This window comes from Curvibacter fontanus, assembly GCF_054780335.1.
Genome location: NZ_BAAGWN010000012.1, coordinates 274520 through 299801, shown reverse-complemented (window position 1 = coordinate 299801; position 25282 = coordinate 274520). Strand labels below are relative to the sequence as shown.

Here is a 25282-nt window from a genome sequence, read left to right as displayed (position 1 = left end):
AGTCTCCTCGATTGGACAGCCAGCATTGTGCCCAAGCTCCCTGGGCCTGATGTCGTCCCGGCTCAGTCGTTGCGGCGGATGAAATCCAGTATGAGGTTCAGTTGCTCAGGCACGTTGAGCGCCGGCGCATGGCCGCAGCCCGCTACCTCGATGTGCTGGAAGCGGCCCTGGCGGCCCGGCCCCAGCGTGTGCATGCGCTGCGCCGTCTCGGGCAGCACGAGATCGGACTCCGCACCGCGCAGCAGGAGCACCGGGATGTCGAGCTGTTCGTAGTGATCCCAGATCAGGTAGTCATCGGGGTAGTTCACGAACTGCTGCACCATGGCCGGGTCGTAATGCGGGGTCACGCGCCCGTCGGTCAGGCGCCGTGTCGAGGTCTCGGTCAGGCGCCGCCATTGCGCGTCGCTGAGCCAGCCAAAGGGTTTGTAGGCCTGACGGAAAAAGGCTTCCAGCTCGCGCACCGTCTCGAAAGCCGGCGGGTTGCCGGCGTAGGCTCGGATGCGTGCGATGGCGGCATCGGCCAGCTGCGGCGCATTGTCGTTGAGCACCAGGCTGCGGATGCGGGCCTTGAGCTGCGGCTGGAGGCGGCCTGCGGCGCACACCGTGCCGATGGCCCCGCCCATGGAGGTGCCCACCCAGTGCGCCGAGGTGATGTCCAGCTGCTCGAACAGATCGGCCGCCAGACGCGCGTAGAAGGCCAGGTTGTATTCCTGCTGCGGCTGTGGGCTCCACTGGCTCAAACCGCGACCCAGGGTGTCGGGACAGATGACGCGGTAGCCCTGGGCGCTCAGGTGCCCGGCCAGTTCGTCCATGTCGCGCCCCGTGCGCGCCAGGCCATGCCAGGCGATCACGGTCTGGTCATTGCCAGCGCCCCACTCCATGTAGTGAATCTCACGACCGGCCAAACTCAGGTAATTCGACTGGGGAGTCATCGTGCCGCCCCCGTTGCCATCCGACGGGCGGATGCCGCCCGCAAACGTCCCACGACCCCGGTCGGGAAGTAGTAAACCGACAAGACAAAAAGCAGACCGAGCCAGAGCAGCCAGCGGTCGGGGGACAGCAAAGCGGCCAGCAAGGGCAGGCTGGCCGCGGCCTCGCTGCCCAGACGCAGGAGATCCTGCAGATAACTCTGCGCCACCACGAACAGCGCCGCGCCGATGGCTGAACCGTAGATCGTGCCCATGCCGCCGATGACCACGATCAGCAGCACGTCCATCATGATTTCGAAGGAGAGCGAGGTGTCGGGTCCGTTGTAGCGCAGCCAGAGCGCCAGCATGGCGCCGGCCAGGCAGGCGAACAGGGCCGACAGCACGCTGGAAAGGGTTCGGTAGATCACCACGCGGTAGCCCAGGGCTTCGGCGCGGAACTCGTTCTCGCGGATGGCCTGCAGCACACGGCCGAAGGGCGAGTTGACGGTGCGCAGCAGCGCCAGCAAGAGCACCAGGGCCAGCACGAAGAGCAGGTAGTAGGTGATCAGCTTGCCGTCGATCATGGTGCCCAGCACCGGTTCTTCGAACAACTCGAAGCTCGGGGAAAGCACTTGCGGCAGCTTGAAGCTCAGGCCGTCCTCGCCGCCGGTGAACTCCGACAGCTGTGAGGCCAGGGTCTGAAAAGCCGAGGCCACGGCCAGCGTGATCATGGCGAAGAAGATGGCCCGCACGCGCAAAGAAAACAGGCCGATCACCAGGGCCAGCAGCAGCGTGAGCGCCAGTGCGGCCAGCAGCCCGACCCCCAGCGCCGTCCAGGTGGGTCCCAGATGGGTGGTGGCGATCGCGATGCCGTAGGCGCCGATGCCGAAGAACATGGTGTGCGCAAAGCTGACGATGCCGGTGTAACCCAGCAACAGGTCGAAACTGGCCACCAGCACCAGGAAGATCAGGATCTTGGCCGCCACGTTGAGGGCCTTGACGCCAGGCACGACGAAGGGCGCCGCAGCCAGCGCGATCAGGATAGCGAGCAGCAGCACGGCCAGGATGCGGCTGCGCGGCAGGTCGTTGGAGATGAGGCGAGCGAACATGGGCGGGCCTTCAACGGTTCGCGACCGGATAGACGCCCTGGGGACGCCACAGCAGGATGGCCACCATGAGCGCGATGTTGGAGAACAGCGCCACCTTCGGGACAAGGAAGCCGGTGTAGTTGGCCATGAGCCCGACCAGCAGCGCGCCGATCAGCGCGCCCGCCGTGGAGCCCAGGCCCCCGATGATGATGACGATGAAGATCAGCACATTGACCTGCGCACCCATCTGCGGGATGACACTCTGCTGGTACAGGCCCCACATCACGCCACCCAGCCCGGCCAGCGCGCTGCCCATGACAAACACGCCGATGAACAGGCGGCGGATGCGGTAGCCCAGGGCTTCGACCATCTCGCGGTCCTGCACGCCCGCGCGGATCAGCAGGCCGATCTTGGTGCGCGAGAGCGTCCACGCCTGGGCTGCGAAGACGGCCAGACCCACGACCACGGCAATCAGGCGGTATTTCTCCACTGCCGCATCACCCAGCAGCACAGCGCCGCGCATGGCCTCCGGCAGGGGCAACGCAATCTGCTGCGGGCCCCAGATCACCTTGATCAGCTCCTCGCCGATGATCATGCCGCCCATGGTGATGAGGATCTGCTTGAGGTGCTGGCCGTAGACCGGACGCACGATGAAACGCTCGAAAGCCAGGCCGATCGCGCCGGCCACGAGCATGGCCACCACCATGGCTGGCAGCAGGGCCACGAGATTGCGCCAGAGTTCCTGCGAGCCGGTCCAGTCCCCCATCAGGCCCAGCACGCTGGTGGCCACGAAGGCACCCAGGGCGATGAAAACACCGTGACCAAAGTTGAGCACGTCCATCAGGCCGAAGACCAGGGTCAGGCCCGAGGCGATGATGAAAACGATCATGCCCATGGCCAGGCCTGCCACCGTCAGCGTGAGCCAGGTCGAGCCCGAGCCGATCAGCGGCAGCGCCGCCAGCGCCAGCACGGGCACCAGCAGCAGAGGCTTGGTGTCGAAGTTTTTCATGGTACCCCCACGCTTGTCACTGCGTGCACTGCGCTGCCCCCCGAGTGGTCGCTCGCGCCTTGGGACGGCCCTGCGGCGCTCATCTTCATAGCGCCAGCCCCAGCAGCGACTGCTGCAGTTCCTCGTCACCGGCCAGTGTCTGCATGGCGCCGGCATGGACCACACGGCCGTTGTCCATGACCGCCACGCTGTCGCCCAGGCGTTTGGCGAAGTTGATGTTCTGCTCGACCAGCAGGATGGTCACACCCCCGGCCTTGAGCTGCTGGAAGGCCGCGATCATGTTGTCGATCATCACGGGTGCCAGCCCCTTGCTGGGCTCGTCCACGATCAGCAGGCGGCGCGGCTCGACGATGGCGCGCGAGACCGCCAGCATCTGCTTCTGCCCGCCCGAGAGCTTGCCGGCCGGATGGTTCCAGAACTTCTCCACCGCCGGGAAGAGCTTGAAGATCCACTGCAGACGTTCTTCATCCATGTCGGCGGCGCGGCGCGCCTGGCGCGCGGCCAGCAGCATGTTTTCCTTGACCGTGAGGTCGGCGAAGATGCCCATGTTCTCGGGCACGTAGGCGATGTCCCGTGCGGCGATCGCCGGTGTCGGTAGAGCCGTGATGTCCTGGCCGTCGAAAGTGATGCGGCCGGCCGAGGCGCGCCACAGGCCCATGATGGTGCGCAGCGTGGTGGTCTTGCCGGCGCCATTGCGCCCCAGCAGCAGGGTCAGCTGGCCGCGTGGAACTCGCAGGTCCACACCGTGCAGGATGTGATAAGCCCCAATGTGCGTCTGTACGCCTTCGAGAGTCAACAAGCTGTCGCTCATGCCGGCTCCTTCGCGACGCCAAGGTAGGCTTCCTGGACCACGGGTGATGCAATCACCGCGGCCGGCTCACCATCGGCCACCAAGGTGCCGTTGTGCAGCACGATGATTCGGTCGGCCAGTTCACGCACCACGTCCATCTTGTGCTCCACCAGCAGGATGGTTTTTGTCCTGTCCCGCTTGAGCTGATGGATCAGGTTCAGGATCACCGGCGCCTCGTCATGGCCCATGCCGGCGGTGGGTTCGTCGAACATATACACCTGCGGATCCAGCGCCATCAGCAACGCCACCTCGAGCTTGCGCTGGTCCCCGTGCGGCAGGCTGGCCACCGTCACGTCCTGCTGATGGGCCATGGCCACCGAAACCAGGATCTCGTGCGCGCGCGCCATCAGGGGCGCGTGGTCGCTCCAGATGCTCCACAGGTTGAGGCCGCGGCGGTGCGGGCCGTCCAGCGTGGCCTGCACCGCCAGGCGCACGTTCTCCAGCACGCTGAGGTTGGGAAACAGATTGGTCAACTGGAAGGCCCGCCCCAGGCCGGCACGCGTGCGCGCCGAGGCCGACAGATTAGACAGGTCCTGCCCACCCAGCAGCACCCTCCCCTCGGAAGCTGTCAGCTGCCCCGAGATCAGATTGAAATAGGTGGTCTTGCCCGCCCCGTTGGGGCCGACGATGGCCGTCAAGGTGCCTGGCGCGAAGGTGCACGAGACGGCGTTGACCGCCACGTGCCCACCGAAGCGGACCGTGAGATTTCTGGTTTCCAGCATGAAGTCAGTTCCCCGTAGTTGGGGAGATTGAATGGGGGAGCGGCGTAGCGAGCGGCTGCCCGGCTAGGCGGACGGAGCGCAGCAACCGGAACGTACTTGCGGTACGTGAGGATTGCGAGCACCGCCCAACGACGCCGGGCGGCCGCGCAGTAGCCGAGCACCCATTCAACGGTTGTTGCGGATCGGGATGGACATCTCTTCCGGCTTGATCTCATGGATCAGCTCGGGCACACCCCAGGCGAAAGCCGGATCGGCCTTGATCTTGAAGTGGTACATGCTCTGCATGGCCTGATGGTCTTCCTTGCGGAAGGTCATCTTGCCCTTGGGCGTGTCGAAGCTCATGCCTTCCATGGTCTTGATCAGCGTGTTGGTCGCGGTGTCGCCGTTGCTCTTCTTGAGCGCGGTGACCACGGCCATGGCCGCACTGAAACCGCCGGCCGTGAAGAAGTCCGGCGGGGCCTTGAACTGCTTGTAATGCTGGGCCACCAGGGCCTCGTTGACCGGATTCTTGGGCATGCCGAAGTAGTAGTAGGCCGCGCCCTCCATGCCCGGGAACTGCTTGTAGGCCACCATGGCCGGCAGGATATTGCCGCCCGTGGCGATCTCGATGCCATGGCGCTTGAGGTCCATGTCGGCGATCTTGAAGGGATTGCCGCCGGCCCAGATGATGAAGATCACCTTGCGGCCCGGCAGGCCCTTGAGCTTGTCGATCATGCGCTGGCCACCGGCGGTGAAATCGGTGGTGGCCGGGGGCAGGTATTCCTCGTGCACCAGCTTGGCTTTCTTGAGTGCCTCGCGGAAGGCCTTGACGCCGTCCTTGCCGAAGGCCGAGTCCTGCGCCATGGTGACGATGTTCACGCCCTGCTTGTCCAGCGCCACGGCGTTGGCGATGGCGTCCTGGCTGCTGTTGCGGCCGGTGCGGAAGATGTACTTGTTCCACTTGTCGCCGGTGATGGAGTCGGCCACGGCCGGCTCGACCAGCAGGATCTTCTTGTATTCCTCGGCCACGGGCAGCATGGCCAGGGCCACGGGCGAAGCGGTGGGACCGACGGCCAGATCCACCTTGTCGTCACCGTAGGCGGCGGCCAGCAGGCTCTTGCCCAGATCGGGCTTGCCCTGGTCGTCCCTCTCGATCACCACGATCTTGCGGCCGGCCACGGCCATGGTGCCACCGGTCGCGTAGTCCAGGCCCAGCATGAAACCGGTCTGGGTCTGCTTGCCGTAGGCTTCCAGCGGACCGGTCTTGCTGTAGATGTGGGCGATGCGGATGTCCTTGCCCTGGGCGAGTGCGCCCGTTGCCAGGACGGTGGCGGCCAGAGTGGCGCCGATCAGGCCACCTTGAATGATCCAGTGACGACGTTGCATGGAGGTCTCCTCATGTGAATGTTATGGATGCATATCAGCAGATACCGTGCCACATCAAAAGCCATTGATTTCATTCAGATTTCTTTTTCTACTCAAAAAAATGTCTACATAAAATGCAATTTATTGTCTAATATTTAGACAAATGCACTAATTTCAGACATCGACATCGAGGCGCTCGTAAAGCGTGGCACGGGCAATGCCCAGCATCCTGGCCGCAGCGACCTTGTTGCCGCCACAGGCCCGCAGGGCAGCGGCAATGGCCCGGCGCTCCACTTCAGCCACCTGCTCGGCCAGCGGCCGTACGGCCGAGGGTTCGGGGCTCGCCACCCTGGCGACGGGTTGGGGTGTCTCCAGCTGCTCGATGCCGGTTTCGCGCAAGACCTGCGTGATGCGCTCCCCATCGATGCGGCTCGAATCCCCCAGCAGGGCGGCCTGCTCCAGCACATTGCGCAGCTCGCGCACATTGCCCCGCCAGAGCTGGGCGGTCAGCAGGGCCATGGCTTCGGGTGTGTACTCGGGCTGCGGCAGTCCACTGCGCTGGGCCAGCTCCTCCCCCAAAGCCTCGACCAGGGCGGGAATGTCGGAGCGGCGTTCACGCAGGGGGGGCACGCGTAAGGGCAGCACATTGAGGCGGTAGTACAGGTCCTCGCGGAACTTGCCCTCCCGCACCAGGCGGCCCAAGTCACGCGAGGTGGCGGCGATCACCTTGGCCTCGAAGCGCAGCAAGCGGTTGGAGCCCAGGGGCTCGAACTCGCCTTCCTGCAGGGCGCGCAGCAGCTTGGCCTGCAGGCCCGGCGGCATATCGCCGATCTCGTCCAGGAACAGCGTGCCGCCGTCGGCCAGCTTGAGCTTGCCGTCGCGGCCCTTGCGCTCGGCCCCGGTGTAGGCGCCAGGCGCCACGCCGAAGAACTCCGCCTCCAGCAGGGTGTCGGGCACGGCCGCAATGTTGACGGTGACAAAGGGGCCGTTGGGGCGCGAAGACACCGCATGGATGGCATGCGCCAGCAACTCCTTGCCGCTGCCGGTTTCCCCCAGCAGCAGCACCGGGCTGCCCGACTGCGCCGCGCGCCGCGCCAGGCGTTTGAGCTCCACCACCGCCGGGCTGGCGCCGACAAAACTGGCGAAGGTGTACTTGGCGCGGCGCTGGCCGCTGCGCTGACTGGCCAGCTCGCGGCGGGCATCGTCCAGCTCGCGCTGCAGGGCCGCGAACTTGTTGATCAGCGGCTGCAGATTGGTCTCGGGGTGATCGAACAACACGATGCCCAGGGCGCCGATGACTTCGCCCGAGCTGTCGCGCAGCGGAATGCGGCTGACCCCGAAGGTGCCGGCGCGGTTGCTGAGCAGGTCGATCAGGATGGGTTTGCCGGTTTCCAGCACATGGTGCAGCTGCGTGTTGTGAACCACGCTGGCCACCGGATGGCCCACGAAATCATCGACGCGCGCATACCCCAGCGCCGGCAGAAAACGTTTGTACTGTTCGTTGATCCAGACCACCTTGCCCTGCCGGTCCACCAGCAGCATGCCTTCGCTGGCGTTGGCGAAAAGATCGAACATGGAACGCGCGGCCAGCTCCAGGATGCTCTGGGCATCGCGCGGCAGGACGTCCGTTTTTTCCATGGGGCAATGGTACAGTGAGCCGCATGTTCCGCCCTCCGCTCTATCCCTGAGATGGATGCCCTGCGCATCGACAAATGGCTGTGGGCCGCGCGTTTCTACAAGACCCGCTCGCTGGCCGTCGAGGAGATCGCCAAGGGGCGCGTGCTGGTCCATGAACAGACGGTGAAGCCTGCGCGTGAGGTACGGCCCGGTGACCTGGTCAGCGTGCGCCAGGGTGCCGTCATTCGCACCGTGGTGGTGAAAGGCCTGAGCGGCCAGCGCGGCCCGGCCCCCGTGGCACAGCAGCTCTATGAGGAAACCGAGGCCAGCCGGCTGACGCGCGAGGCTGCGGCCGAGCAGCGACGTCTGGCCGCCGAGCCGGCGCTGAGCATCGAACAGGGGCGGCCGACCAAGCGGGATCGGCGGCAGATGGACAAGGCGGGGTGGGGTGAAAGGTGGAGTGCTTCCACTGACTCCTGAGCGCTGCGTTTGTGCGATGCAGCACGCGGCAAGGACTTGTTCAGCGTCGCCCTTCCCCCGCGCTGCGCGCGTCCAGAAACAATCCCCCGGACTGTTTCTGAGCGAACCAGAGGGTTCGAATCCCTCCGTTTCCGTCAAAAAAAAGCCCCGCACTAGGCGGGGCTTGTTCTTGGCGGAAACGGAGGGATTCGAACCCTCGATGAGGCTCTACACCCCATACTCCCTTAGCAGGGGAGCACCTTCGGCCACTCGGTCACGTTTCCTGAAAGGTCAGCGGGATTATCGCATGAATCGATCCGCTGTCAGGCGGAAATTCAGGCTGCCGGCTGGTCCAGGTCGAAGGCCTTGTGCAGGGCGCGCACGGCCAGCTCCATGTACTTCTCGTCGATCACGACCGAGGTCTTGATCTCGCTGGTGGAGATCATCTGGATGTTGATGCCCTCCTCGCTCAGCGAGCGGAACATCTTGCTGGCGATGCCCACGTGGCTGCGCATGCCGATGCCCACGATGCTGACCTTGCAGATCTTGGTGTCGCCCACGACTTCCGTGGCGCCCAGCGCGGGGACAACCTTGTCCTTGAGCAGGTCCATGGCGCGCGCGAAGTCGTTGCGGTTCACGGTGAAGCTGAAGTCGGTCTTGCCATCCTTGCTGATGTTCTGGATGATCATGTCGACTTCGATGTTGGCCTCGGCCACGGCGCCCAGGATCTGGTAGGCGATGCCGGGCTTGTCGGGCACGCCGACCACGGAAATCTTGGCCTCGTCGCGGTTGAATGCAATGCCGGAAACAATGGCTTGTTCCATTTTCTCGTCTTCCTCAAAGGTGATCAGGGTGCCGGACTTGGCTTCCTCGTTGATGTCGATGTCCCAGGGCGTGAAGCTGGAGAGCACGCGCAGCGGCACCTTGTACTTGCCGGCGAATTCGACCGAACGTATCTGCAGCACCTTGGAGCCCATGGAGGCCATCTCCAGCATCTCCTCGAAGCTCACGGTGTGCAGGCGGCGCGCCTCGGGCACGACACGCGGGTCGGTGGTGTAGACGCCGTCGACGTCGGTATAGATCAGGCACTCGTCGGCCTTCATGGCCGCGGCCACGGCCACGGCCGAGGTGTCGGAACCGCCACGGCCCAGCGTGGTGATGTGGCCCTGCTCGTCGATGCCCTGGAAGCCGGTGACGATGACGACCCTGCCCTGGGCCAGATCGGCACGCACACGCTGGTCGTCGATGGACTCGATGCGGGCCTTGGTGTAGGCGCTGTTGGTCTTGATCGGCACCTGCCAGCCGGCATAACTCACCGAGGCCATGCCCTCGGCCTGCAGGGCGATGGCCAGCAGCGCGCTGGAAGCCTGCTCGCCGGTGGCGGCCAGCATGTCGAGCTCGCGGTTGGTGGCCTCATTGGATTTCGCGGGCGCCAGCTCCTTGGCCAGGCCGAGCAGGCGGTTGGTCTCGCCGCTCATGGCCGAGGGCACCACCACCATCTGGTGGCCGGCGCGCGCCCATTTGGCGACGCGCTTGGCGACATTGCGGATGCGCTCGGTCGAGCCCATGGACGTGCCGCCGTACTTGTGAACGATCAGTGCCATTGAAAATGTTGGATAGGTGGCCGCCGCATGCGCTTGCCGCAGCGACCGGTGTCTACAGGGGGGAGGCCTTGCCCAAGCCTGGTTTTCAGGCGTGCAAAACCTAGGAATTGTACCAAGTCAGTGCTTGCCCCTGCCGCTCGACATAACCCGCCCCCACCTTGAGGCGGATGCCATGGCCGCGGGTGGTGCAGGCCGCCAGCTGGTCCAGCAACTCTTCCAGCTGGGCCGCGCTGGGCGCCGTGGCGTGGGCGCTGCGCAGCCAGTGACGCAGCACATTGGCCTGGCGCTCGCGGCTCAGTTCCCGCAGTTGCCCGATCTGCGGCGGCAGACCGACGCGCGCCAGGTCCTCGGCCGCCACCTGGTCCAGCAGGCGCTGGGCCTGGGCGGCATGGGCGGCGCTGCGGGCAAAGGTGTCACGGAACTGCGGGAAGGCCGCTTCCAGCGCCGGCAACAAACGGGCACGGATGCGGTTGCGTGTGTACTGCTCGTCGGCGTTGGTGGGGTCCTCGATCCAGCTTGCGCCACGCTCGCGCAAGCCCTGGCGCAGCTGGTCCCCGCTCACTTCCAGCAGCGGCCGGTAATAGCGGATGCCGTCGCGCTCCCAATGGGCCGGCATGGCGCTCAGGCCCGGCAGGCCGGCGCCGCGGCTCAGCGCCAGCAACAGGGTTTCCACCTGATCGTCGGCATGCTGGGCCAGGGCGATGTGACGGATCGGCGGGTCGGCCGCCTCGGCACACCGGCGCAGGGCCTGGTAACGCGCGCTGCGCGCGGCCTCCTCCGGGCTCTGCCCGGGCGCATGGCGTGCATCAACACCTTGCACCTGCAGCGGCACACCCAGACGGGCGCAGAGCTCACGGCAATGCAACTCGAAGCCGTCGGCTGCGGCCTGCAGGCCGTGATGGATGTGGATGGCGCTGACCTGCCCCGGCCAGCGTTCGGCGCAGGCCAGCAGCAGCGCGGTGGAATCGGCGCCGCCGCTGTAGGCCACGGCCAGGGGCAGACCGGGCTGGAAGTCCTGCAGGGCCTGCGCCAGCATGCGGGTCACGGGTGTACCTTCGTGCTGCGCACTGCGGTGCGAGCTCCTTGGGAGCGGCCCGGCGGAGCTCTTCGCCGCACCCGCGGCTTACTTGCCGCTGGTCTTGGTGTCGGTGTAGCGGCCATAGCTCTGCAGGCGCTCGTAGCGACGCTCCAGCAGCTCCTTGACCTTGAGGTCGGCGACCTGGCGGTAGGCGTCGCCCAGCGCCCGCTTGAGGAAGGCCGCCATCTGCTTGGTGTCGCGGTGCGCGCCACCGACCGGCTCGTTGACGATCTTGTCGACCAGACCCAGGGCCTTGAGGCGATGCGCCGTGATGCCCAGGGCCTCGGCCGCGTCCTGTGCACGCTCGGCGGTTTTCCAGAGGATGGAGGCACAACCCTCGGGGCTGATCACGGAGTAGACCGAGTACTGCAGCATCAGCACCTGGTCGGCCACCGAGATCGCCAGCGCACCGCCGGAGCCGCCCTCGCCGATGATGGTGGTGATGATGGGCACTTCCAGCTGCGCCATCTCGAAGATGTTGCGGCCGATGGCCTCGGACTGGCCGCGCTCCTCGGCGTCGATGCCGGGGTAGGCGCCGGGGGTGTCGACAAAGGTGAACACGGGAAGACCGAATTTCTCGGCCGTCTTCATCAGGCGCAGGGCCTTGCGGTAGCCCTCGGGCTTGCTCATGCCGAAGTTGCGCAGGCCGCGCTCCCTGGTGTCGCGGCCCTTCTGCTGGCCCAGCACCATGCAGGCATGGCCGTTGAAACGCGCCAGGCCACCCACGATGCTCAGATCGTCAGCAAAGTGGCGGTCACCGTGCATCTCGACAAAGTCTGTGAAGAGCTCGTTGACGTAATCCAGCGTGTAGGGACGCTCGGGATGGCGCGCGATCTTGGTGATCTGCCAGGGATTGAGGTCGCTGTAGACGTCCTTGGTCAGCTGCAGGCTCTTCTTGCTGAGCTGGTCGATTTCTTCGCTGATGTCGACGGCAGACTCGGTCTGCACATAACGCAGCTCTTCGATCTTGGCTTCCAGTTCGGCGATCGGTTGCTCGAAATCGAGAAATGTCTTCTTGGCCATGGAGAAACTCCTTGTTCTGTGTGCCCGCTCCCGAAGCGCCCGGGCCCCAAACGTCAATACTCGACCGGTAGCGGATCGAGCGAGCGCCAAATATACCAAGTTGCGACGCTGCAAAACGGTGCCCAGGCGGCGGCCACTTCACGGGCATCACTGCGGCTAACGGCCTCGCCGGAGAAATAGTTATGGCTGATACCGTTGATCAGGCCCACGTCGTCCAGCGGCAACACATTGGGCCGCAGCAGGTGAAAGATCAGGAACATCTCGGCCGTCCAGCGTCCGATGCCCCGGATGCCCGTCAGCTCGGCGATGATGGCCTCGTCGTCCATGTCCTTCCAGGCCGCGACACGGATGGCCCCGCTGTCGAAATGCAAGGACAGATCCACCAGGTACTCGACCTTGCGGGCGCTCAGACCCGCGGCCCGCATGTCGTCGACCTTGAGCTTGAGCACATTGGCTGCGGTCATGCGCCGTGGCAGTTCGGCAAAACGGTCCCAGACGGTCTGGGCCGCCTTGACCGAGATCTGCTGGCCCACGATGCTGCGCGCCAGGGTGGTGAAGGCATCGCCCCGGGTCTGCAGGGAGGCATCACCATGCTGCGGGATCAACCGCTTCATCACCCGGTCTTTTTTCATCAGGTGCCTGCGCGCCTCGTCCCAGTAGTCGGGCATGGCGGGTTTGGCCGTGGGGGCGGTGCTCATTGCGCCACCTCCCAGGTGGTGCCCGCAGGCGAATCCTTCAGCACGATGCCCTGCTCCAGCAGGGCCTTGCGGATGCGATCCGCTTCGGCGAAGTCCTTGCCTTGCTTGGCCGCGGCACGTTGTTCGATCATGGACTGGATGGCCGTCTCGTCCAGCGTGGAACCCGCCTTGAGGAAGCCCTCAGGCTCATCCTGCAACAGACCCAGGCAGCCGCCCAGCGCCTTGAGCAGGCCGGCCAACTGTGCAGAACCGGTCTTGTTGACCTCGGTCGCCAGCTCGAACAGCACAGCCACGGCCTCGGGCGTGCCGAAGTCCTCGTCCATCGCCGCCCTGAAACGCGCGGCATGCCCGTCAAGCCAGTCGATCGCAATTGCAGCGGGCTTGACGGCCTGCAGCGCGGTGTACAGACGCTTGAGCGCGCCGCGCGCATCGTCCAGGTGGACGTCGCTGTAATTCAGCGGGCTGCGGTAGTGCGCCCGGAGGATGAAGAAGCGCACGGTCTCCGGATCGTACCTGGCCAGGATCTCGCGGATGGTGAAGAAATTGCCCAGGGACTTGGACATCTTTTCGTTGTCCACGCGCACGAAACCGTTGTGCATCCAGTAGCGCGCCAGCGGCTGGCCCGTGGCCCCTTCGCTCTGAGCGATCTCGTTCTCGTGGTGCGGAAACTGCAGGTCGGCGCCGCCACCGTGGATGTCGAAGCTCTCGCCCAGCATCTCGCAACTCATGGCCGAGCACTCGATGTGCCAGCCCGGGCGACCCGGGCCGTAGCTGCTGTCCCACCTGGCCTCAGCCGGCTCGCTCGGTTTGGCCGACTTCCAGAGCACGAAGTCGAGCGGGTCGTCCTTGCCGTCCAGCACCGCCACACGCTCGCCGGCGCGCAATTCGTCCAGCGACTTGCCCGAGAGCTTGCCGTAGCCCGGGAACTTGCGCACGGCATAGTTCACATCACCGTTGCCGGCCCGGTAGGCCAGGCCCTTTTGCTCCAGCGTTCCGATCAGGCTGAGCATCTGCGGCACGTACTCGGTGGCGCGCGGCTCGTGGGTTGGGCGCTCGATGCCCAGGGCATCGGCGTCCTGGTGCAGTGCCTCGACCATGCGGTCGGTCAGGGAGCGGATGGTTTCGCCATTCTCCAGCGCCCGCCTGATGATCTTGTCGTCGATATCGGTGACGTTGCGCACATAGGTCACGCGGTAGTCACTGACCTTGAGCCAGCGCTGAACCAGGTCGAAGGCCACCATGGCCCGGGCGTGGCCAAGATGGCACAGGTCGTAGACCGTCATGCCGCAGACGTACATGCGGACATGACCGGGTTCGAGCGGGGTAAAGGGCTCCAGCGCACGCGACAGCGTGTTGTAAATGCGCAGACTCATGGATAGATCAGAAACCGGCGTGCGAGGGCTGGGCGCGGCGGTGGGAACTAGGACGGGGGCTACAATCGCACGCAGTATAAAGCCCCGGCCAGCGTCCTTGGACCGGGTATGCCCCACCCCATGCACAGCCCTTATGAAGCCCGGTAGCACCCCTCTTCCTGCCCTGGCTCGTCTGCTGGTGCTGGCCGCCAGCCTGAGCGCAGGCCTGGCGCTCGCCGACGACTACAGCGACATCAGCCAGATGCTGCGCGCCGGCCGGCTGGCCGAAGCCCGGACCCGGGTCGACCGCGCCCTGGCCGCCAAGCCGCGCGATCCCCAGATGCGCTATTTCAAGGGTGTCATCCAGCGCGATTCGGGTCAGCAGGCCGAAGCGCTGACCACCTTCACCAAGCTGACAGAAGACTATCCCGAGCTGCCTGAGCCTCACAACGCACTGGCCGTCATCCACGCCGCCCAGGGCGCGCTGGACAAGGCCCGCAGTGCCCTCGAAATGGCCATCCGCGCCAATCCCGCTTACGCCACAGCCCATGAGAACCTGGGTGACGTCTACGCCCGGCTGGCCGCACAGGCTTACTGCAAGGCCCTGCAGCTGGATGCCAACAACAGCGCGCTGCGGTCCAAGCTGAGCACCCTGGGCACGCATTGCCCGTGATGGCCTTCGTTCGCGTGCCGCGCCTCCCCTTTTCGCCTGACATTTCATGGGGCCTGTCCCCCTACAATTCCCCCTGTCCATGAAGTTCGGTCGCGCCCCATCCTCCCCCCTGCTGCCCGTCCATCTGCTGGTCTTTGCAGCCTGCCTCACCCTGGGCGCAGCCCGGGCTGACGAGTACAGCGACGTGGCCCAGTTACTGCGCGATGGCAAGCTGGCCGAGGCACAGGCCCGGGTGGAGCGCCATCTGGCCGCCAAACCTCGCGATCCCCAGATGCGCCTGTTCAAGGGTGTGATCCAGCGCGAATCGGGTCGTCCGGCCGAGGCCCTGACCACCTTCACGCGGCTCAGCGAAGATCACCCCGAGCTGCCTGAGCCTTACAACAACCTGGCCGTCATCCACGCCGCCCAGGGGCAATATGACAAAGCTCGCATCGCCCTGGAAAAAGCCCTGCGCACCAACCCGAGTTATGCGACGGCGCACGACAACCTGGCCGACGTCTATGCCCGCCTGGCCAGCCAGGCTTACAGCAAAGCGCTGCAACTCGACGGCTCGGCCTCCGCCAGCCCGCCAGCACGCCTGGCCCTGATCCGCGAACTCTCCACGGTCCCCGGCAGCCAACCCCGCAGCCTGCTGGCCGCAGCTCCCGGCGGCCCGACGCCCGCCAGGCCGACAGCGCCTGCGCTACCTGCCAAGCCCGTCGCAGTGGCCGCCGCACCGGCAACTGCCCAGACCGAACCAGCCGCTGTCACCGCTGCACCGATCCAAGCCAAACCACCGGCCGCCGCGACAGCCGTGGCGCCCGCCGCACCAGCACCGCTGGCTGCATCGAACAGTCAGCAGGAAGTGGAGCGGGCGGTGCATGCCTGGGCACGCGCCTGGTCCGACAAGAACATGAGCCAGTACCTCGCCGCCTACGACAAGGGCTTCGACACACCGGGCCAGCAAAGCCGCAGCGTCTGGGAACAGGAGCGTCGCCTGCGCATCAGCAGCAAGTCACGCATCACGGTCAACCTGTTCGAACTGCACATCACCGTCAATGGCAACCGGGCCGTGGCAAAATTCCGCCAGGACTACAAAGCTGATGCGCTGGCCGTCCTGAGCCGCAAGACGCTGGAACTGGCCAAGTCCGGCGAGCGCTGGCTGATCGTGAAAGAATCCAGTGGCGGCTGAGCCCCTCGCGCGCCAGCCCTGGGGTGCTTCGCCGAATAGATCCGTACTGACATGAAACCAGGCCCTCGCCCTCTGCTGCTGCTCGTAGGCGCCACCATCGTGCTCGTGGCGCTGGCCAACGGCGTGCCGACGCGTGTCGAGACCATGGCGCTGGCCGCCAAGCAAGCGCCATGGACACTGCAGGCCTTCCCCGCGAGCGCCGAACCGGGCAGCACCTCCCAGATCAGTGGCGCTGCCGAGGCACGCCTGATCGAGGTCTACCGCCTGACCGGCGCCGGCCGCACGCGCGAAGCCTTGCAGCGCGCCGAAAGCCTGGTGCGTGACTTCCCCCATTTCCAGTTGGCCCAGCTGGTCTATGGTGATTTGCTGACCACCCAGTCCCGTCCCGTGCGCGATTTCGGCGATGTACCACCAGACTTGTCCAACGGACATGCAGGCGAGATCCTGGACGATCTGCGGTACGAATCGCAGATGCGCCTCAAGGCCCTGCGGGAACGTCCCCCCGCCGGCACCCTCCCTTCGCAGTTCCTGGCCCTGTCGCCACGCAACCGCCATGCCATCGCCATCGACGCGTCGCGCTCGCGCCTGTACCTGTTCGAGAACACGCCGCAGCAGCTCAGGCTGGTGGCCGACTTCTACATCTCGATCGGCAAATCCGGCATTGAGAAGATGGTCGAAGGTGATGCGCGCACACCGCTGGGCGTGTACTTCATCGTCAGCAATCTCGACCCCAAGTCACTGAGCGACTTCTACGGCTCGGGGGCGCTGCCCATCAACTACCCCAATGTGCTCGACAGCAAGCGCGGCAAGACCGGCCGCGGCATCTGGCTGCACGGCACGCCACCCAACCAGTTCGCCCGCGCCCCGCTGGCGTCCGACGGCTGCGTGGTCCTGTCCAATCCGGATCTTGAGTTTCTGACCCGCACGGTCGAAATCCGCACCACGCCTGTGGTCATCTCGCCGCGGCTGGAATGGGTGGCGCCGTACAGCGTGCAAGCTGAGCGCAAGCCCTTTGAGGACGCATTGGACGCCTGGCGCAGCGCCAAATCCCGCGGCGACGTTGATCAGCTGCTGCGCTTTTATACGCCCGACTTCAACAGTTTTGGCAAGACCCTGGCCGAATGGGCGCCCGCCTTGCGCAGCGAAGTCGACAAGGCTCGCGGCAAGCCCATCCAGCTCAAGGACCTGTCCTATCTGCGCTGGACCGACGCCGCCGACACCATGGTCGTGACCTTCGGTGAGGTGGCCGACGGCGAGCGCAGCGGACCCACCAAGCGCCAGTACTGGGTACGCCAGGGCAGCGAATGGAAAATTTTCTTTGAAGGAATCATCGGATGACATCGTCTTTCTCTTCGGGGCTGCGCCGCAGCCTGCTGCTGGCCTGCGCCAGCCTGGTGTTCACAGGCGCCCTGCACGCGCAGGCCGCCACCGCGCCGCGCGTCAAGCTGGCCACCAGCGCCGGTGACATCGTGATCGAACTGGATGCTGCCAAGGCGCCCAAGACCGTCGAAAACTTCCTGGCCTACGTGCGCAAGGGCCATTACAAGGGCACCATTTTTCACCGTGTCATCCCCGGCTTCATGGTCCAGGGCGGCGGCTTCGACGATGCCATGGCGCAGAAACCGACCGAGAAGCCGATTGAAAACGAAGCCAACAACGGCCTGAAGAACGACAAGTACACCCTGGCCATGGCACGCACGCCGCATCCGCACTCGGCCTCCGCGCAGTTCTTCATCAACGTGGCCGATAACGCCTTCCTGAACTACACCGCCCCCACCCAACAGGGCTGGGGTTATGCCGTTTTCGGGCGGGTCGTTGAAGGCATGGACATCGTCGACAAGATCAGCGCCGCACCCACAGGCAATAAAGGCATGCACCAGAACGTGCCCCTGACCCCCATCACCATCAACGCGGCCACCGTGCTGCCCTGAAAACCACCATGAGCAATCCCCACGTCGAACTCCACATCGCCGACTTCGGCATCATCAAGATCGAACTCGATGCCGCCAAGGCGCCCGACAGCGTGGCCAACTTCCTGGCCTATGTGAACAAGGGCCACTACGACCGCACCATCTTCCACCGCGTGATCCCCGGCTTCATGGTCCAGGGCGGCGGCTTCGAGCCGGGCATGACCCAGAAGGCCACCGACAAACCCATCAACAACGAGGCCAACAACGGCCTGAAGAACAACAAGTACACCCTGGCCATGGCGCGCACCAATGACCCGCACTCGGCCACGGCGCAGTTCTTCATCAACGTGGCCGACAACGGCTTCCTGAACCACACCGCCCCCTCGGCTCAGGGCTGGGGTTACGCCGTCTTCGGCAAGGTCGTCGCCGGCAATGACGTCGTCGACAAGATCGCCGCCGTGAAGACCGGTCAAAAGGGTTTCCACGGCGACGTGCCCAAGGAAGATGTGGTGATCGAGAAGGCTGTCGCCCTCTGATCTCCGGCTCCATGACCTCGACCACACCCCGGTTCGCCGAGCTGTCAGCCCCGGCGCACTGGCGGGTGGTCGATTTCATTTCCGACCTGCACCTGCAGGCCGGCGAACCGCTGACCGTGCAGGCCTGGGTGCGCTACCTGGACCAGACCCGCGCCGATGCGGTGCTCATCCTCGGCGATCTCTTCGAGGTCTGGGTTGGCGACGACGGACTCGACGGCGACGACGAAGACGCCCGCTTCGAACGCGAATGCATCGAAAAGCTGCAGGCCGCCGGCCAGCGTTGCGCCCTGTATTTCCTGCACGGCAACCGCGACTTCCTCCTCGGCGCCGAGGCCGCGCGCCGCGCCCACTGCAACTTGCTGGACGACCCCACGGTGCTGGCCTTCGGCGGCGAGCGCTGGCTGCTGAGCCATGGCGATGCGCTTTGTCTGGACGACCGCGAATACCTGGCTTTCCGCGCCCAGGTTCGTACCAAGACCTGGCAACAGGCCTTTCTGGCCCAGCCCCTGGCCCAGCGCCGGCACATCGCCCGCGGTTTGCGCCAACACAGCGAGGAGCGCAAACGCAGCGGCGTGAGCTACGCCGATGTTGACGCTCCGATGGCGCGTACGTGGCTGCAAAGCGCGCATGCCCCCACCCTGATCCACGGCCACACCCACAAGCCGGCCGACCATGATCTGGGCCAGGGCCTGACGCGACACGTGCTGAGCGACTGGGATGCAGGCGCCAAGCCACTACGTGCCGAAGTGCTGCGCCTGTCCTTGCAAGGTCCGCAAGAGCCGGTCCAGGTCCAGCGGCTGCCGGCCGCGGACATCCGCTGAGCATGTGGGCCTGGCTCGGCCGCCTGATGAGGCGTGAACGCCGGCCAAAGACCGGCCTTCCCGACGCGCTGTGGCAACAAACCCTGGACGCCTGCCCTTTCCTGGGCGCGCTTCCAGCCTCCGACCTCGCCAGGCTGCGCGAACTCAGCACCTTCTTCCTCGAGGACAAGGAGTTCCACGGCGCCCAGGGTCTGCTCATCACCGATGCCATGGCGCTCACCATCGCCGCGCAGGCCTGTCTGCCCGTGCTGCATTTCGGCCCCGGTGACCAGCCCCTGCGCTGGTATGACGATTTCGTCGGCATCGTGCTGCATCCAGACGAGGTCGTGGCGCAGCGCGAGGTGGTGGACGAGCACGGCGTGGTGCATCATTATGAGGAAACGCTGGCCGGCGAGGCCATGCACGAGGGCCCCGTGATGCTGAGCTGGCACGACGTGACGGCCGCTTCCAGCGAGACCGGCTACAACGTGGTCATCCACGAGTTCGTGCACAAGCTCGACCTGCGCGATGGCATGCCCGATGGCTGCCCACCGCTAACGAAAGGATTCATGGGCCAGCCCAGCGCCCGAGCTGCACGCAGCCACTGGCTGGCCACGCTGCAGACCGCCTATGAGGCCTTCCGGGAAGCGGTGATCAAGGCCGAGCGCTTTGGCGGTGCCCCCCCCTGGCTCGACCCCTACGGGGCCGAAGCCATCGACGAATTCTTCGCCGTGAGCAGCGAAGCCTATTTCGTCAACCGTGCGCGTTTTGGGCGCGAGTTCGATTCGCTGCTGCCGCTGTTCGACGCCTACTACCAGGCCAGGCGCTGAACAACAGGGCTGACCTCAGCGCTTGAGCAAGGCCTTGAGCGCCTGCTGCAGGCGACGTGCCCGACTGACGTCATAAGCTGCCGCCAGCACACGCGCCACGTCCTGGCCCCAGGTCTGCACCGGCGCCGGTTCGTTGCGCCTTGTCAGCAGCTGCAGTTGCAAGGCACGCCGCGCATCGATCTGCTCGGCCGGCGTCGGCACCTCGGCGGCAATCTCCAGGCGCAGCAGGGTCTCGTCCGCCGGGGCCGAGGGGGCCGCCGCGAGCGCCTGTATCCACAGGCCGCGCACGGCCGGTGTCACGCGCCCGCCGATCTCGGCTGCCGTGGGCAGCTTGGCGGCATCGCGCTGCTCCCAGGCCGTCAGCAGGTGCGTGAGCGCCTCGCCATGCGCCTGCACCGCGAGCTTTTTGAGGGCGGCCTGCGCATGGTCCAGCGCATCACGCTGGGCGCGGAAGGCAGCATCACCCAGACGCGGCCCCTCGCGCTCACGACCGAACTCGCGCCGGCCGTCGCGTTCGGGCCGACGTTCGTCACGGCGCGGTGCATCGCGTCGTTCACCCGGTCGGCCACGCCCCGCAGGCGCAGCGGGCTCGGCCCGCTTCATGCCTGGACGGTCATCGCCACGCACGGCCACAACGGGCTTGCGCGGCTGAGCCAGCGCGGCGACCGGAGATGGGGGTGCTTCGCTCGTCGACGCAGGAGACGGTTGCGGGACGGCCTCCGGCGCCTGCGCTGCCCCTTTGAGCACAGCTTCCAGTGCGCCCATGGCGGCGCGGATGGCCTGCGCATCGCCGCTGGCGTTGGCCGCATCCAGTGCCTGGGACGCCTGCAGCACCGCCTTGTCGTGTTCGCTCATGGCTGAGGCCGCCTGCTCGCGGGACGCGCTCTTGCGCGCGAAGGCCTCGTCGATCGGCTTGCGAAAAGCATCCCAGAGCTTCTGTTCCAGGCGCCGGTCCAGGGGCACGGCGTGGGCTTCGGCCTGCCAGCGCTGCTGCAGGGCCTTGACGGCGTCGATGCGTAGCTCGGGCGCAGTCCCCAACGCTTGCGCTTCTTCGATCATGGCATGCCGGTTCTGCAGACTGAGCTTCTGCGCGGCCTCCAGGGGGGCGGCAGCGGCCTGCATGGCGGCCTTCCACTGCGGCTGCATCTCGGCAAACGCCTTTTCACTCAGATGCCCGGCCTCACGCCAACGCTCGGCGAACTGGTGCAGTTCGCGGTTAAAGGCTTTCAAATCACTGACGCTTGCAGCCACCTGGGTCTCGCCCCAGGCCTTGAGTTCCGCGATCAGGGCCAGACGCTTGGCCCTGTGCTCGGCCGACTCGGCCCGGACCTTCTCCAGCCAGGCCTCGACCACTTTGTAGGCCTGGTTGCAGGCTTCGTCGAAACGTTTCCACAGCCCGTGGTTGGGCACACCGCCTTGGTCGGTCTGCTTCCATGCCTCACGCAACTCGCGCAAGGACTCCTGCGTCTTGCGGCCACCCAGGGTTTGGCCTTCCGGCCGGTTCAGCAGGGCCTCGGCCTTGGCCACCAGTTCCTCGCGCAACTGGTCGGCGCGCCAGCGCTGCCAGCCTTCAAGCTCACCCGCCGCAGCCAGAGCGGCATGGGCCTGACGGTCCAGCTGACTGTCCATATGACGACCGTGCTCTTTCAGGGCTTGGCGCAGTGCATTGGCCGCGCCCGTGCTGGCTTTGCCATGGCCCTGGGCCACCTCCTGCTCCAGCCGGCCGAGCACCTCGCGCACGGCTGCATTCGCCTGGGTCCGGACTTCAGGGTCGATCTTGGGCCTGGAAGCAGACGTTGCTTCGACGGGTACGCCGCGCGCCTGGCGCAACTCATCGGCCCAGACCGGCACCTGGGGCAGCGGCGCTGCCGGATCGGTTGCCGCCGCCCGGGCCTGCTCCAGCGCCGCGCTGAAAGCCTCCCAGACCAGGGTCAGCTGCGCGCGTGAAGCATCCAGTTGCGGCGCAAAGCGCAGATCAATGCTGGCCCAATGGGCATCGGCGGGGAGCGCAGCCGCTTCGGTCTGCCAGTGCCCCACATCGCTGGACAGGCTTTCGACGGCGGCCTGGGCATCGCGCCAGGATTTGGTAGACAGGATCTCGATGCGCTGGGCCAGCAACACGGCGGCCTCGCGCTGCACCTGGGCCCGATGCTGCACATCCTCGATGGCCTTGATGCGGTCGGCCAGGCGGGTCTTGAGGGAGGCCAGCGGTTCACGGCTCAGCGGCGCTCCGGCCTTGGCGGCATCGCGCTGCCAGGCCAGGGCATCCGCCACGTTGAGTCGGGCGGCATCCAGCAGGGCCCGGGCTTTCTGGGCCCATTCGACGGCCATGCCTTCCTGGTCACGCTGACGCTTGAGTTCGTCCAGCTTCTCGCGCAATAGCTTGGCCGCACCTTTGTCCTTGACACTCAGTTCGCGGTACACCAGCTGCATCTGCTCGGTCGCCGGTTCGCTTTGCAGCCAGGCCCGTACCCGCGCAGTGCGTTCGCTGGCCGTGTGTGCGGAAAAGGCACCGTCCGTCAGTTCATCCAGGGCTTGGGTATCTTTATGTGGGGCGGAAGGGGTCGAAGAGGACACGGTGCGGACTCGGCTGGCAAATGGAAAGCGCTGATTGTCGCCTTCATTTGCTCTGCCCCTGCGGATTTTTGCCCTGTGCCAAGCCGCAAATAGAAAGCCCGGCCGGGTGGCAGAAGCCAGCCCGCCGGGCCTGACGGCGGGCTACAAGCCCATGCCGTCTGGGTATCGCAAAGGGGAGAGTCGGGTCCCGCAATGCGAAGGCGGCAAGAGATTGCCACCATTGATTGCCAGTTTGGCGCTGGCACCTGCACCCTGAAGGTGTGTGCCGGCTACTTCCAGCAGAAGCGCCTGATGTGACAGGCTCATTCAGTCTAGCCACGCTGTCACCGGATTCAAATCAGCGTATCAATGAAAGCCTTTCCTCCGATTGAGCCCTGAAACGCATCCGCAAAAGGTCCCAAAAACGACTCCGCCTGGCACTGTTACAAAATACAGTAGAGCTCAGGCTATTTTTGAGATTAATTATCTAAGCATTTGATTTTTATTGATTTTTTTAAAGAAGTTTAGCTGTTACGTCCTTCTTTATTTATTTTAAAGCCAATCAAATACGATTGATATTATTGACTGGTTATATGGCGGGTCTTACAATTCGTTTCACCCCGAACTAGGGAATACCCCAACCCGCTGCCGACCCCGGCTACATCGGATCACATGCCGGCAACACGTCGCCAGGCCGATCCAGATGGCGTACCAACCCAGACGTGCTGACTGCGGTCTGGTTCTGTGAACAAGTCACAGAACCAGACTTGGCACCACGCGAGATGAGGAAGTGCTATGACAGCGTTTCAAGAAATGGGCCAGGGCCTGCGATCCGTCGCACGCCAGATCTCCCAGATCTTCTTCGCCACCATCCACAACAGCTTTGCACTGTTGGGGCTGGCCGTCCTTTTCGCCACCATTGCCCTGGTAGCCCGCCCTGAGCTGCGCCGGGAAGGTGAAGTCCAGTTGATGGATTGGCTCCAGAACCGCCAATCCGAAACCGGCGGCATCGAGCCCGAACCCGTGGCCGTGGAACGCGCCACGGCAGCCCACCCGCATGAACTGCCCAAACAGCAGGCCGCCGTGGCCTATTGGCTGAGCAAGAAATACCGCGTGGCGCCGGAACCGGTCTCGGCGCTGGTCATGGAAGCCTACGAGATCGGCCGCCGTATCGACATCGACCCCCTGCTGCTGCTCTCGGTCATGGCCATCGAGTCCAGCTTCAACCCCTTTGCCCAGAGTCCGGTCGGCGCCCAGGGCCTGATGCAGGTGATGACCCGCGTGCACAGCGACAAATACGAGGCCTTCGGCGGCAAGCTGGCGGCCTTCGACCCGGTCGCCAACCTGCGTGTCGGAGCCCTGGTGCTGCAGGAATACGTCCGGCGCGCCGGCTCCATCGAAGGCGGCCTGCGTATCTATGTGGGTGCCGCCAACCTGCCGGATGATGGCGGTTACGCCGCCAAGGTGCTGGCCGAGCACTCGCGCCTGGTCCAGGTCGCATCGGGCCGCGCTGTACCGACCCAGACCGCCCAGCCCATCCCGGTGACGGCGCCGGCCAAGCCGGTCGCTCCCGAAACCCTGGTCCTGCTCAACTCCTGACTCCCGACTTCCCGCTTGCTGCTCTCCGCTACACTAGTCGGGCACGCGACTGGCGATAGGTGCGCCTGACCCTCCAGGTCAGGTGACGCTGACGTGGACAGACCACCGGGAAGCGTGCCACGGGATGAGGCGGCAAGCCTTGTCCTGTGTTCAGCCGTTCGCCTGGGCAGCCCCCGCCCCACCGGGGGACACCTGTTTTTTCCGACCGCCATGTACAACCGCAACATCCTCGTCGAACAAACCGACCCCGAACTCTGGGCCGCCATCCAGGCCGAGAACGCCCGCCAGGAACACCACATCGAGCTGATCGCCAGCGAGAACTACGCCTCGCCCGCCGTCATGGCTGCCCAGGGCACCCAGCTCACCAACAAGTACGCCGAAGGTTACCCGGGCAAGCGCTACTACGGCGGTTGCGAACATGTGGATGTGGCCGAGCAGCTGGCCATCGACCGCGTCAAGGCCATCTTCGGCGCCGACGCCGCCAACGTGCAGCCGCACTGCGGCGCCTCGGCCAACGAAGCTGTCTTCCTGGCCTTCCTCAAACCCGGTGACACCATCATGGGCATGAGCCTGGCCGAAGGCGGCCATCTGACCCACGGCATGGCGCTGAACATGAGCGGCAAGTGGTTCAATGTGGTCTCCTACGGCCTCAACGCCAGGGAAGAGATCGACTACGACGCCATGGAGAAGAAGGCGCACGAGACGAAACCGAAGCTCATCATCGCCGGCGCCTCGGCCTACAGCCTGCACATCGACTTCGCACGCTTTGCCAAGGTGGCCAGGGACGTGGGCGCCATCTTCATGGTGGACATGGCACACTACGCCGGCCTGATCGCCGCCGGCGTCTACCCCAACCCGGTCCCGCACGCCGACGTGGTGACCTCCACCACCCACAAGAGCCTGCGCGGCCCGCGTGGCGGCATCATCCTGATGAAGGCCCAGCACGAGAAGGCCATCAACAGCGCCATCTTCCCCGGCCTGCAGGGCGGCCCGCTGATGCACGTGATTGCGGCCAAGGCTGTGGCCTTCAAGGAAGCCATGGATCCGGGCTTCAGGGCTTACCAGCAGCAGGTTGTGAAAAACGCCCAGATCGTGGCCGAGACGCTGACGAAGCGCGGCCTGCGCATCGTCAGCGGCGGCACGCAAAGCCACGTCATGCTGGTGGACCTGCGCTCCAAGGGCATCACGGGCAAGGAAGCCGAGGCCGTGCTGGGTTCCGCCCACATGACCATCAACAAGAACGCCATCCCGAACGACCCGGAAAAGCCCATGGTCACCAGCGGCGTGCGCGTCGGCACACCCGCCATGACCACTCGCGGCTTCAAGGACGAGGAAGCGCGCATGACGGCCAACCTGATCGCCGACGTGCTGGACAATCCCCGCGACGAAGCCAGCATCGCGGCCGTGCGAGCCAAGGTCAACGCTCTGACCGCTCGCTTCCCGGTCTACAAGTAA

23 protein-coding genes, 1 tRNA gene and 1 riboswitch are annotated in these 25282 nt (G+C 65.4%); of the genes, 10 read left to right on the top strand and 14 right to left on the bottom strand.

What is annotated here, in order from left to right:
* Positions 1 to 62: 62 nt before the first annotated feature.
* The 7 genes from ACYVH8_RS09285 to ACYVH8_RS09255 all read right to left on the bottom strand — a co-directional run bounded on the left by ACYVH8_RS09285 (position 63) and on the right by ACYVH8_RS09255 (position 7559).
* Positions 63 to 932, bottom strand: coding sequence for an alpha/beta fold hydrolase (locus ACYVH8_RS09285; RefSeq protein WP_460488565.1), 870 nt, complete (start codon positions 930 to 932; stop codon positions 63 to 65).
* Positions 929 to 2017, bottom strand: coding sequence for a branched-chain amino acid ABC transporter permease (locus tag ACYVH8_RS09280; RefSeq protein WP_460488564.1), 1089 nt, complete (start codon positions 2015 to 2017; stop codon positions 929 to 931). Before ACYVH8_RS09280 ends, ACYVH8_RS09285 begins: the two co-directional genes overlap by 4 nt.
* Before the next feature lie 10 nt (positions 2018 to 2027).
* Positions 2028 to 3005: a branched-chain amino acid ABC transporter permease gene (locus ACYVH8_RS09275; protein WP_460488563.1), complete on the bottom strand. Its 978-nt coding sequence runs from the start codon at positions 3003 to 3005 to the stop codon at positions 2028 to 2030.
* Positions 3006 to 3090: 85 nt separating this feature from the next.
* Positions 3091 to 3816, bottom strand: a complete 726-nt coding sequence (locus ACYVH8_RS09270; RefSeq protein WP_460488562.1) for an ABC transporter ATP-binding protein — start codon at positions 3814 to 3816, stop codon at positions 3091 to 3093.
* Positions 3813 to 4577: an ABC transporter ATP-binding protein gene (locus tag ACYVH8_RS09265; RefSeq protein ID WP_460488561.1), complete on the bottom strand. Its 765-nt coding sequence runs from the start codon at positions 4575 to 4577 to the stop codon at positions 3813 to 3815. The genes ACYVH8_RS09270 and ACYVH8_RS09265 overlap by 4 nt, the downstream gene beginning before the upstream one ends.
* Before the next feature lie 165 nt (positions 4578 to 4742).
* Positions 4743 to 5942 (bottom strand): substrate-binding domain-containing protein, encoded by a 1200-nt coding sequence (locus ACYVH8_RS09260; protein WP_460488560.1) that lies wholly within the window; start codon positions 5940 to 5942, stop codon positions 4743 to 4745.
* 153 nt (positions 5943 to 6095) lie between these two features.
* A complete protein-coding gene (locus ACYVH8_RS09255) occupies positions 6096 to 7559 on the bottom strand; it encodes a sigma-54 interaction domain-containing protein (RefSeq protein ID WP_460488559.1) in 1464 nt (487 codons plus the stop codon).
* A 51-nt stretch (positions 7560 to 7610) separates the two neighbouring features.
* Between ACYVH8_RS09255 and ACYVH8_RS09250 the strand changes: the two genes are divergently transcribed.
* On the top strand, positions 7611 to 8018 hold the full coding sequence (locus tag ACYVH8_RS09250; RefSeq protein ID WP_460488558.1) for an RNA-binding S4 domain-containing protein: 408 nt from the start codon (positions 7611 to 7613) through the stop codon (positions 8016 to 8018).
* 170 nt (positions 8019 to 8188) lie between these two features.
* On the opposite strand, the gene ACYVH8_RS09245 is transcribed toward ACYVH8_RS09250, so the two are convergent.
* The 6 genes from ACYVH8_RS09245 to cysS form a co-directional block, all read right to left on the bottom strand.
* A tRNA-Ser gene (locus tag ACYVH8_RS09245) sits at positions 8189 to 8281 on the bottom strand.
* A 51-nt stretch (positions 8282 to 8332) separates the two neighbouring features.
* Positions 8333 to 9601, bottom strand: coding sequence for an aspartate kinase (locus ACYVH8_RS09240; protein WP_460488557.1), 1269 nt, complete (start codon positions 9599 to 9601; stop codon positions 8333 to 8335).
* Positions 9602 to 9701: 100 nt separating this feature from the next.
* Positions 9702 to 10646, bottom strand: coding sequence for a tRNA lysidine(34) synthetase TilS (gene tilS, locus ACYVH8_RS09235; RefSeq protein WP_460488556.1), 945 nt, complete (start codon positions 10644 to 10646; stop codon positions 9702 to 9704).
* Between the two features lie 78 nt (positions 10647 to 10724).
* Entirely contained in the window at positions 10725 to 11702 is a 978-nt protein-coding gene (locus ACYVH8_RS09230; RefSeq protein WP_460488555.1) for an acetyl-CoA carboxylase carboxyltransferase subunit alpha, read from the bottom strand.
* A gap of 53 nt (positions 11703 to 11755) precedes the next feature.
* Positions 11756 to 12400: a DNA-3-methyladenine glycosylase family protein gene (locus ACYVH8_RS09225; RefSeq protein WP_460488554.1), complete on the bottom strand. Its 645-nt coding sequence runs from the start codon at positions 12398 to 12400 to the stop codon at positions 11756 to 11758.
* On the bottom strand, positions 12397 to 13773 hold the full coding sequence (cysS, locus tag ACYVH8_RS09220; protein ID WP_460488553.1) for a cysteine--tRNA ligase: 1377 nt from the start codon (positions 13771 to 13773) through the stop codon (positions 12397 to 12399). The genes ACYVH8_RS09225 and cysS overlap by 4 nt, the downstream gene beginning before the upstream one ends.
* A 133-nt stretch (positions 13774 to 13906) precedes the next feature.
* Between cysS and ACYVH8_RS09215 the strand changes: the two genes are divergently transcribed.
* The 7 genes from ACYVH8_RS09215 (at position 13907) to ACYVH8_RS09185 (ending at position 19672) form a co-directional block, all read left to right on the top strand.
* A complete protein-coding gene (locus tag ACYVH8_RS09215) occupies positions 13907 to 14425 on the top strand; it encodes a tetratricopeptide repeat protein (protein ID WP_460488552.1) in 519 nt (172 codons plus the stop codon).
* A gap of 79 nt (positions 14426 to 14504) precedes the next feature.
* Positions 14505 to 15596 (top strand): L,D-transpeptidase Cds6 family protein, encoded by a 1092-nt coding sequence (locus ACYVH8_RS09210; RefSeq protein ID WP_460488551.1) that lies wholly within the window; start codon positions 14505 to 14507, stop codon positions 15594 to 15596.
* 51 nt (positions 15597 to 15647) lie between these two features.
* On the top strand, positions 15648 to 16934 hold the full coding sequence (locus ACYVH8_RS09205) for a L,D-transpeptidase family protein (RefSeq protein WP_460488550.1): 1287 nt from the start codon (positions 15648 to 15650) through the stop codon (positions 16932 to 16934).
* Positions 16931 to 17527, top strand: a complete 597-nt coding sequence (locus ACYVH8_RS09200; RefSeq protein WP_460488549.1) for a peptidylprolyl isomerase — start codon at positions 16931 to 16933, stop codon at positions 17525 to 17527. Before ACYVH8_RS09205 ends, ACYVH8_RS09200 begins: the two co-directional genes overlap by 4 nt.
* Positions 17528 to 17535: 8 nt before the next feature.
* Positions 17536 to 18042 carry a peptidylprolyl isomerase gene (locus ACYVH8_RS09195; RefSeq protein ID WP_460488548.1) on the top strand — a complete coding sequence of 169 codons (507 nt, stop codon included), beginning with the start codon at positions 17536 to 17538 and terminating at the stop codon, positions 18040 to 18042.
* Positions 18043 to 18053: 11 nt separating this feature from the next.
* On the top strand, positions 18054 to 18863 hold the full coding sequence (locus ACYVH8_RS09190; RefSeq protein WP_460488547.1) for a UDP-2,3-diacylglucosamine diphosphatase: 810 nt from the start codon (positions 18054 to 18056) through the stop codon (positions 18861 to 18863).
* 2 nt (positions 18864 to 18865) lie between these two features.
* A complete protein-coding gene (locus ACYVH8_RS09185) occupies positions 18866 to 19672 on the top strand; it encodes a M90 family metallopeptidase (RefSeq protein ID WP_460488546.1) in 807 nt (268 codons plus the stop codon).
* 15 nt (positions 19673 to 19687) lie between these two features.
* Here ACYVH8_RS09185 and ACYVH8_RS09180 read toward each other — a convergent pair whose 3' ends face one another.
* A complete protein-coding gene (locus tag ACYVH8_RS09180; RefSeq protein WP_460488545.1) occupies positions 19688 to 22249 on the bottom strand; it encodes a DUF349 domain-containing protein in 2562 nt (853 codons plus the stop codon).
* A 774-nt stretch (positions 22250 to 23023) separates the two neighbouring features.
* Between ACYVH8_RS09180 and ACYVH8_RS09175 the strand changes: the two genes are divergently transcribed.
* Both ACYVH8_RS09175 and glyA read left to right on the top strand, forming a co-directional pair.
* Complete coding sequence (locus ACYVH8_RS09175) at positions 23024 to 23827, top strand: transglycosylase SLT domain-containing protein (protein WP_460488544.1); 804 nt, start codon at positions 23024 to 23026, stop codon at positions 23825 to 23827.
* A gap of 35 nt (positions 23828 to 23862) precedes the next feature.
* Positions 23863 to 24002: riboswitch (ZMP/ZTP riboswitch) on the top strand.
* Positions 24003 to 24037: 35 nt separating this feature from the next.
* Entirely contained in the window at positions 24038 to 25282 is a 1245-nt protein-coding gene (glyA, locus tag ACYVH8_RS09170) for a serine hydroxymethyltransferase (RefSeq protein ID WP_460488543.1), read from the top strand.

What these genes read in the sequence shown, in the direction of transcription:
- ACYVH8_RS09285 (WP_460488565.1), bottom strand. Translation starts at nt 932, where the DNA reads ATGACTCCCCAGTCGAATTACCTGAGTTTGGCCGGTCGTGAGATTCAC.
- ACYVH8_RS09280 (WP_460488564.1), bottom strand. Translation starts at nt 2,017, where the DNA reads ATGTTCGCTCGCCTCATCTCCAACGACCTGCCGCGCAGCCGCATCCTG.
- ACYVH8_RS09275 (WP_460488563.1), bottom strand. Translation starts at nt 3,005, where the DNA reads ATGAAAAACTTCGACACCAAGCCTCTGCTGCTGGTGCCCGTGCTGGCG.
- ACYVH8_RS09270 (WP_460488562.1), bottom strand. Translation starts at nt 3,816, where the DNA reads ATGAGCGACAGCTTGTTGACTCTCGAAGGCGTACAGACGCACATTGGG.
- ACYVH8_RS09265 (WP_460488561.1), bottom strand. Translation starts at nt 4,577, where the DNA reads ATGCTGGAAACCAGAAATCTCACGGTCCGCTTCGGTGGGCACGTGGCG.
- ACYVH8_RS09260 (WP_460488560.1), bottom strand. Translation starts at nt 5,942, where the DNA reads ATGCAACGTCGTCACTGGATCATTCAAGGTGGCCTGATCGGCGCCACT.
- ACYVH8_RS09255 (WP_460488559.1), bottom strand. Translation starts at nt 7,559, where the DNA reads ATGGAAAAAACGGACGTCCTGCCGCGCGATGCCCAGAGCATCCTGGAG.
- ACYVH8_RS09250 (WP_460488558.1), top strand. Translation starts at nt 7,611, where the DNA reads ATGGATGCCCTGCGCATCGACAAATGGCTGTGGGCCGCGCGTTTCTAC.
- ACYVH8_RS09240 (WP_460488557.1), bottom strand. Translation starts at nt 9,601, where the DNA reads ATGGCACTGATCGTTCACAAGTACGGCGGCACGTCCATGGGCTCGACC.
- ACYVH8_RS09230 (WP_460488555.1), bottom strand. Translation starts at nt 11,702, where the DNA reads ATGGCCAAGAAGACATTTCTCGATTTCGAGCAACCGATCGCCGAACTG.
- ACYVH8_RS09225 (WP_460488554.1), bottom strand. Translation starts at nt 12,400, where the DNA reads ATGAGCACCGCCCCCACGGCCAAACCCGCCATGCCCGACTACTGGGAC.
- cysS (WP_460488553.1), bottom strand. Translation starts at nt 13,773, where the DNA reads ATGAGTCTGCGCATTTACAACACGCTGTCGCGTGCGCTGGAGCCCTTT.
- ACYVH8_RS09215 (WP_460488552.1), top strand. Translation starts at nt 13,907, where the DNA reads ATGAAGCCCGGTAGCACCCCTCTTCCTGCCCTGGCTCGTCTGCTGGTG.
- ACYVH8_RS09210 (WP_460488551.1), top strand. Translation starts at nt 14,505, where the DNA reads ATGAAGTTCGGTCGCGCCCCATCCTCCCCCCTGCTGCCCGTCCATCTG.
- ACYVH8_RS09205 (WP_460488550.1), top strand. Translation starts at nt 15,648, where the DNA reads ATGAAACCAGGCCCTCGCCCTCTGCTGCTGCTCGTAGGCGCCACCATC.
- ACYVH8_RS09200 (WP_460488549.1), top strand. Translation starts at nt 16,931, where the DNA reads ATGACATCGTCTTTCTCTTCGGGGCTGCGCCGCAGCCTGCTGCTGGCC.
- ACYVH8_RS09195 (WP_460488548.1), top strand. Translation starts at nt 17,536, where the DNA reads ATGAGCAATCCCCACGTCGAACTCCACATCGCCGACTTCGGCATCATC.
- ACYVH8_RS09190 (WP_460488547.1), top strand. Translation starts at nt 18,054, where the DNA reads ATGACCTCGACCACACCCCGGTTCGCCGAGCTGTCAGCCCCGGCGCAC.
- ACYVH8_RS09185 (WP_460488546.1), top strand. Translation starts at nt 18,866, where the DNA reads ATGTGGGCCTGGCTCGGCCGCCTGATGAGGCGTGAACGCCGGCCAAAG.
- ACYVH8_RS09175 (WP_460488544.1), top strand. Translation starts at nt 23,024, where the DNA reads ATGACAGCGTTTCAAGAAATGGGCCAGGGCCTGCGATCCGTCGCACGC.
- glyA (WP_460488543.1), top strand. Translation starts at nt 24,038, where the DNA reads ATGTACAACCGCAACATCCTCGTCGAACAAACCGACCCCGAACTCTGG.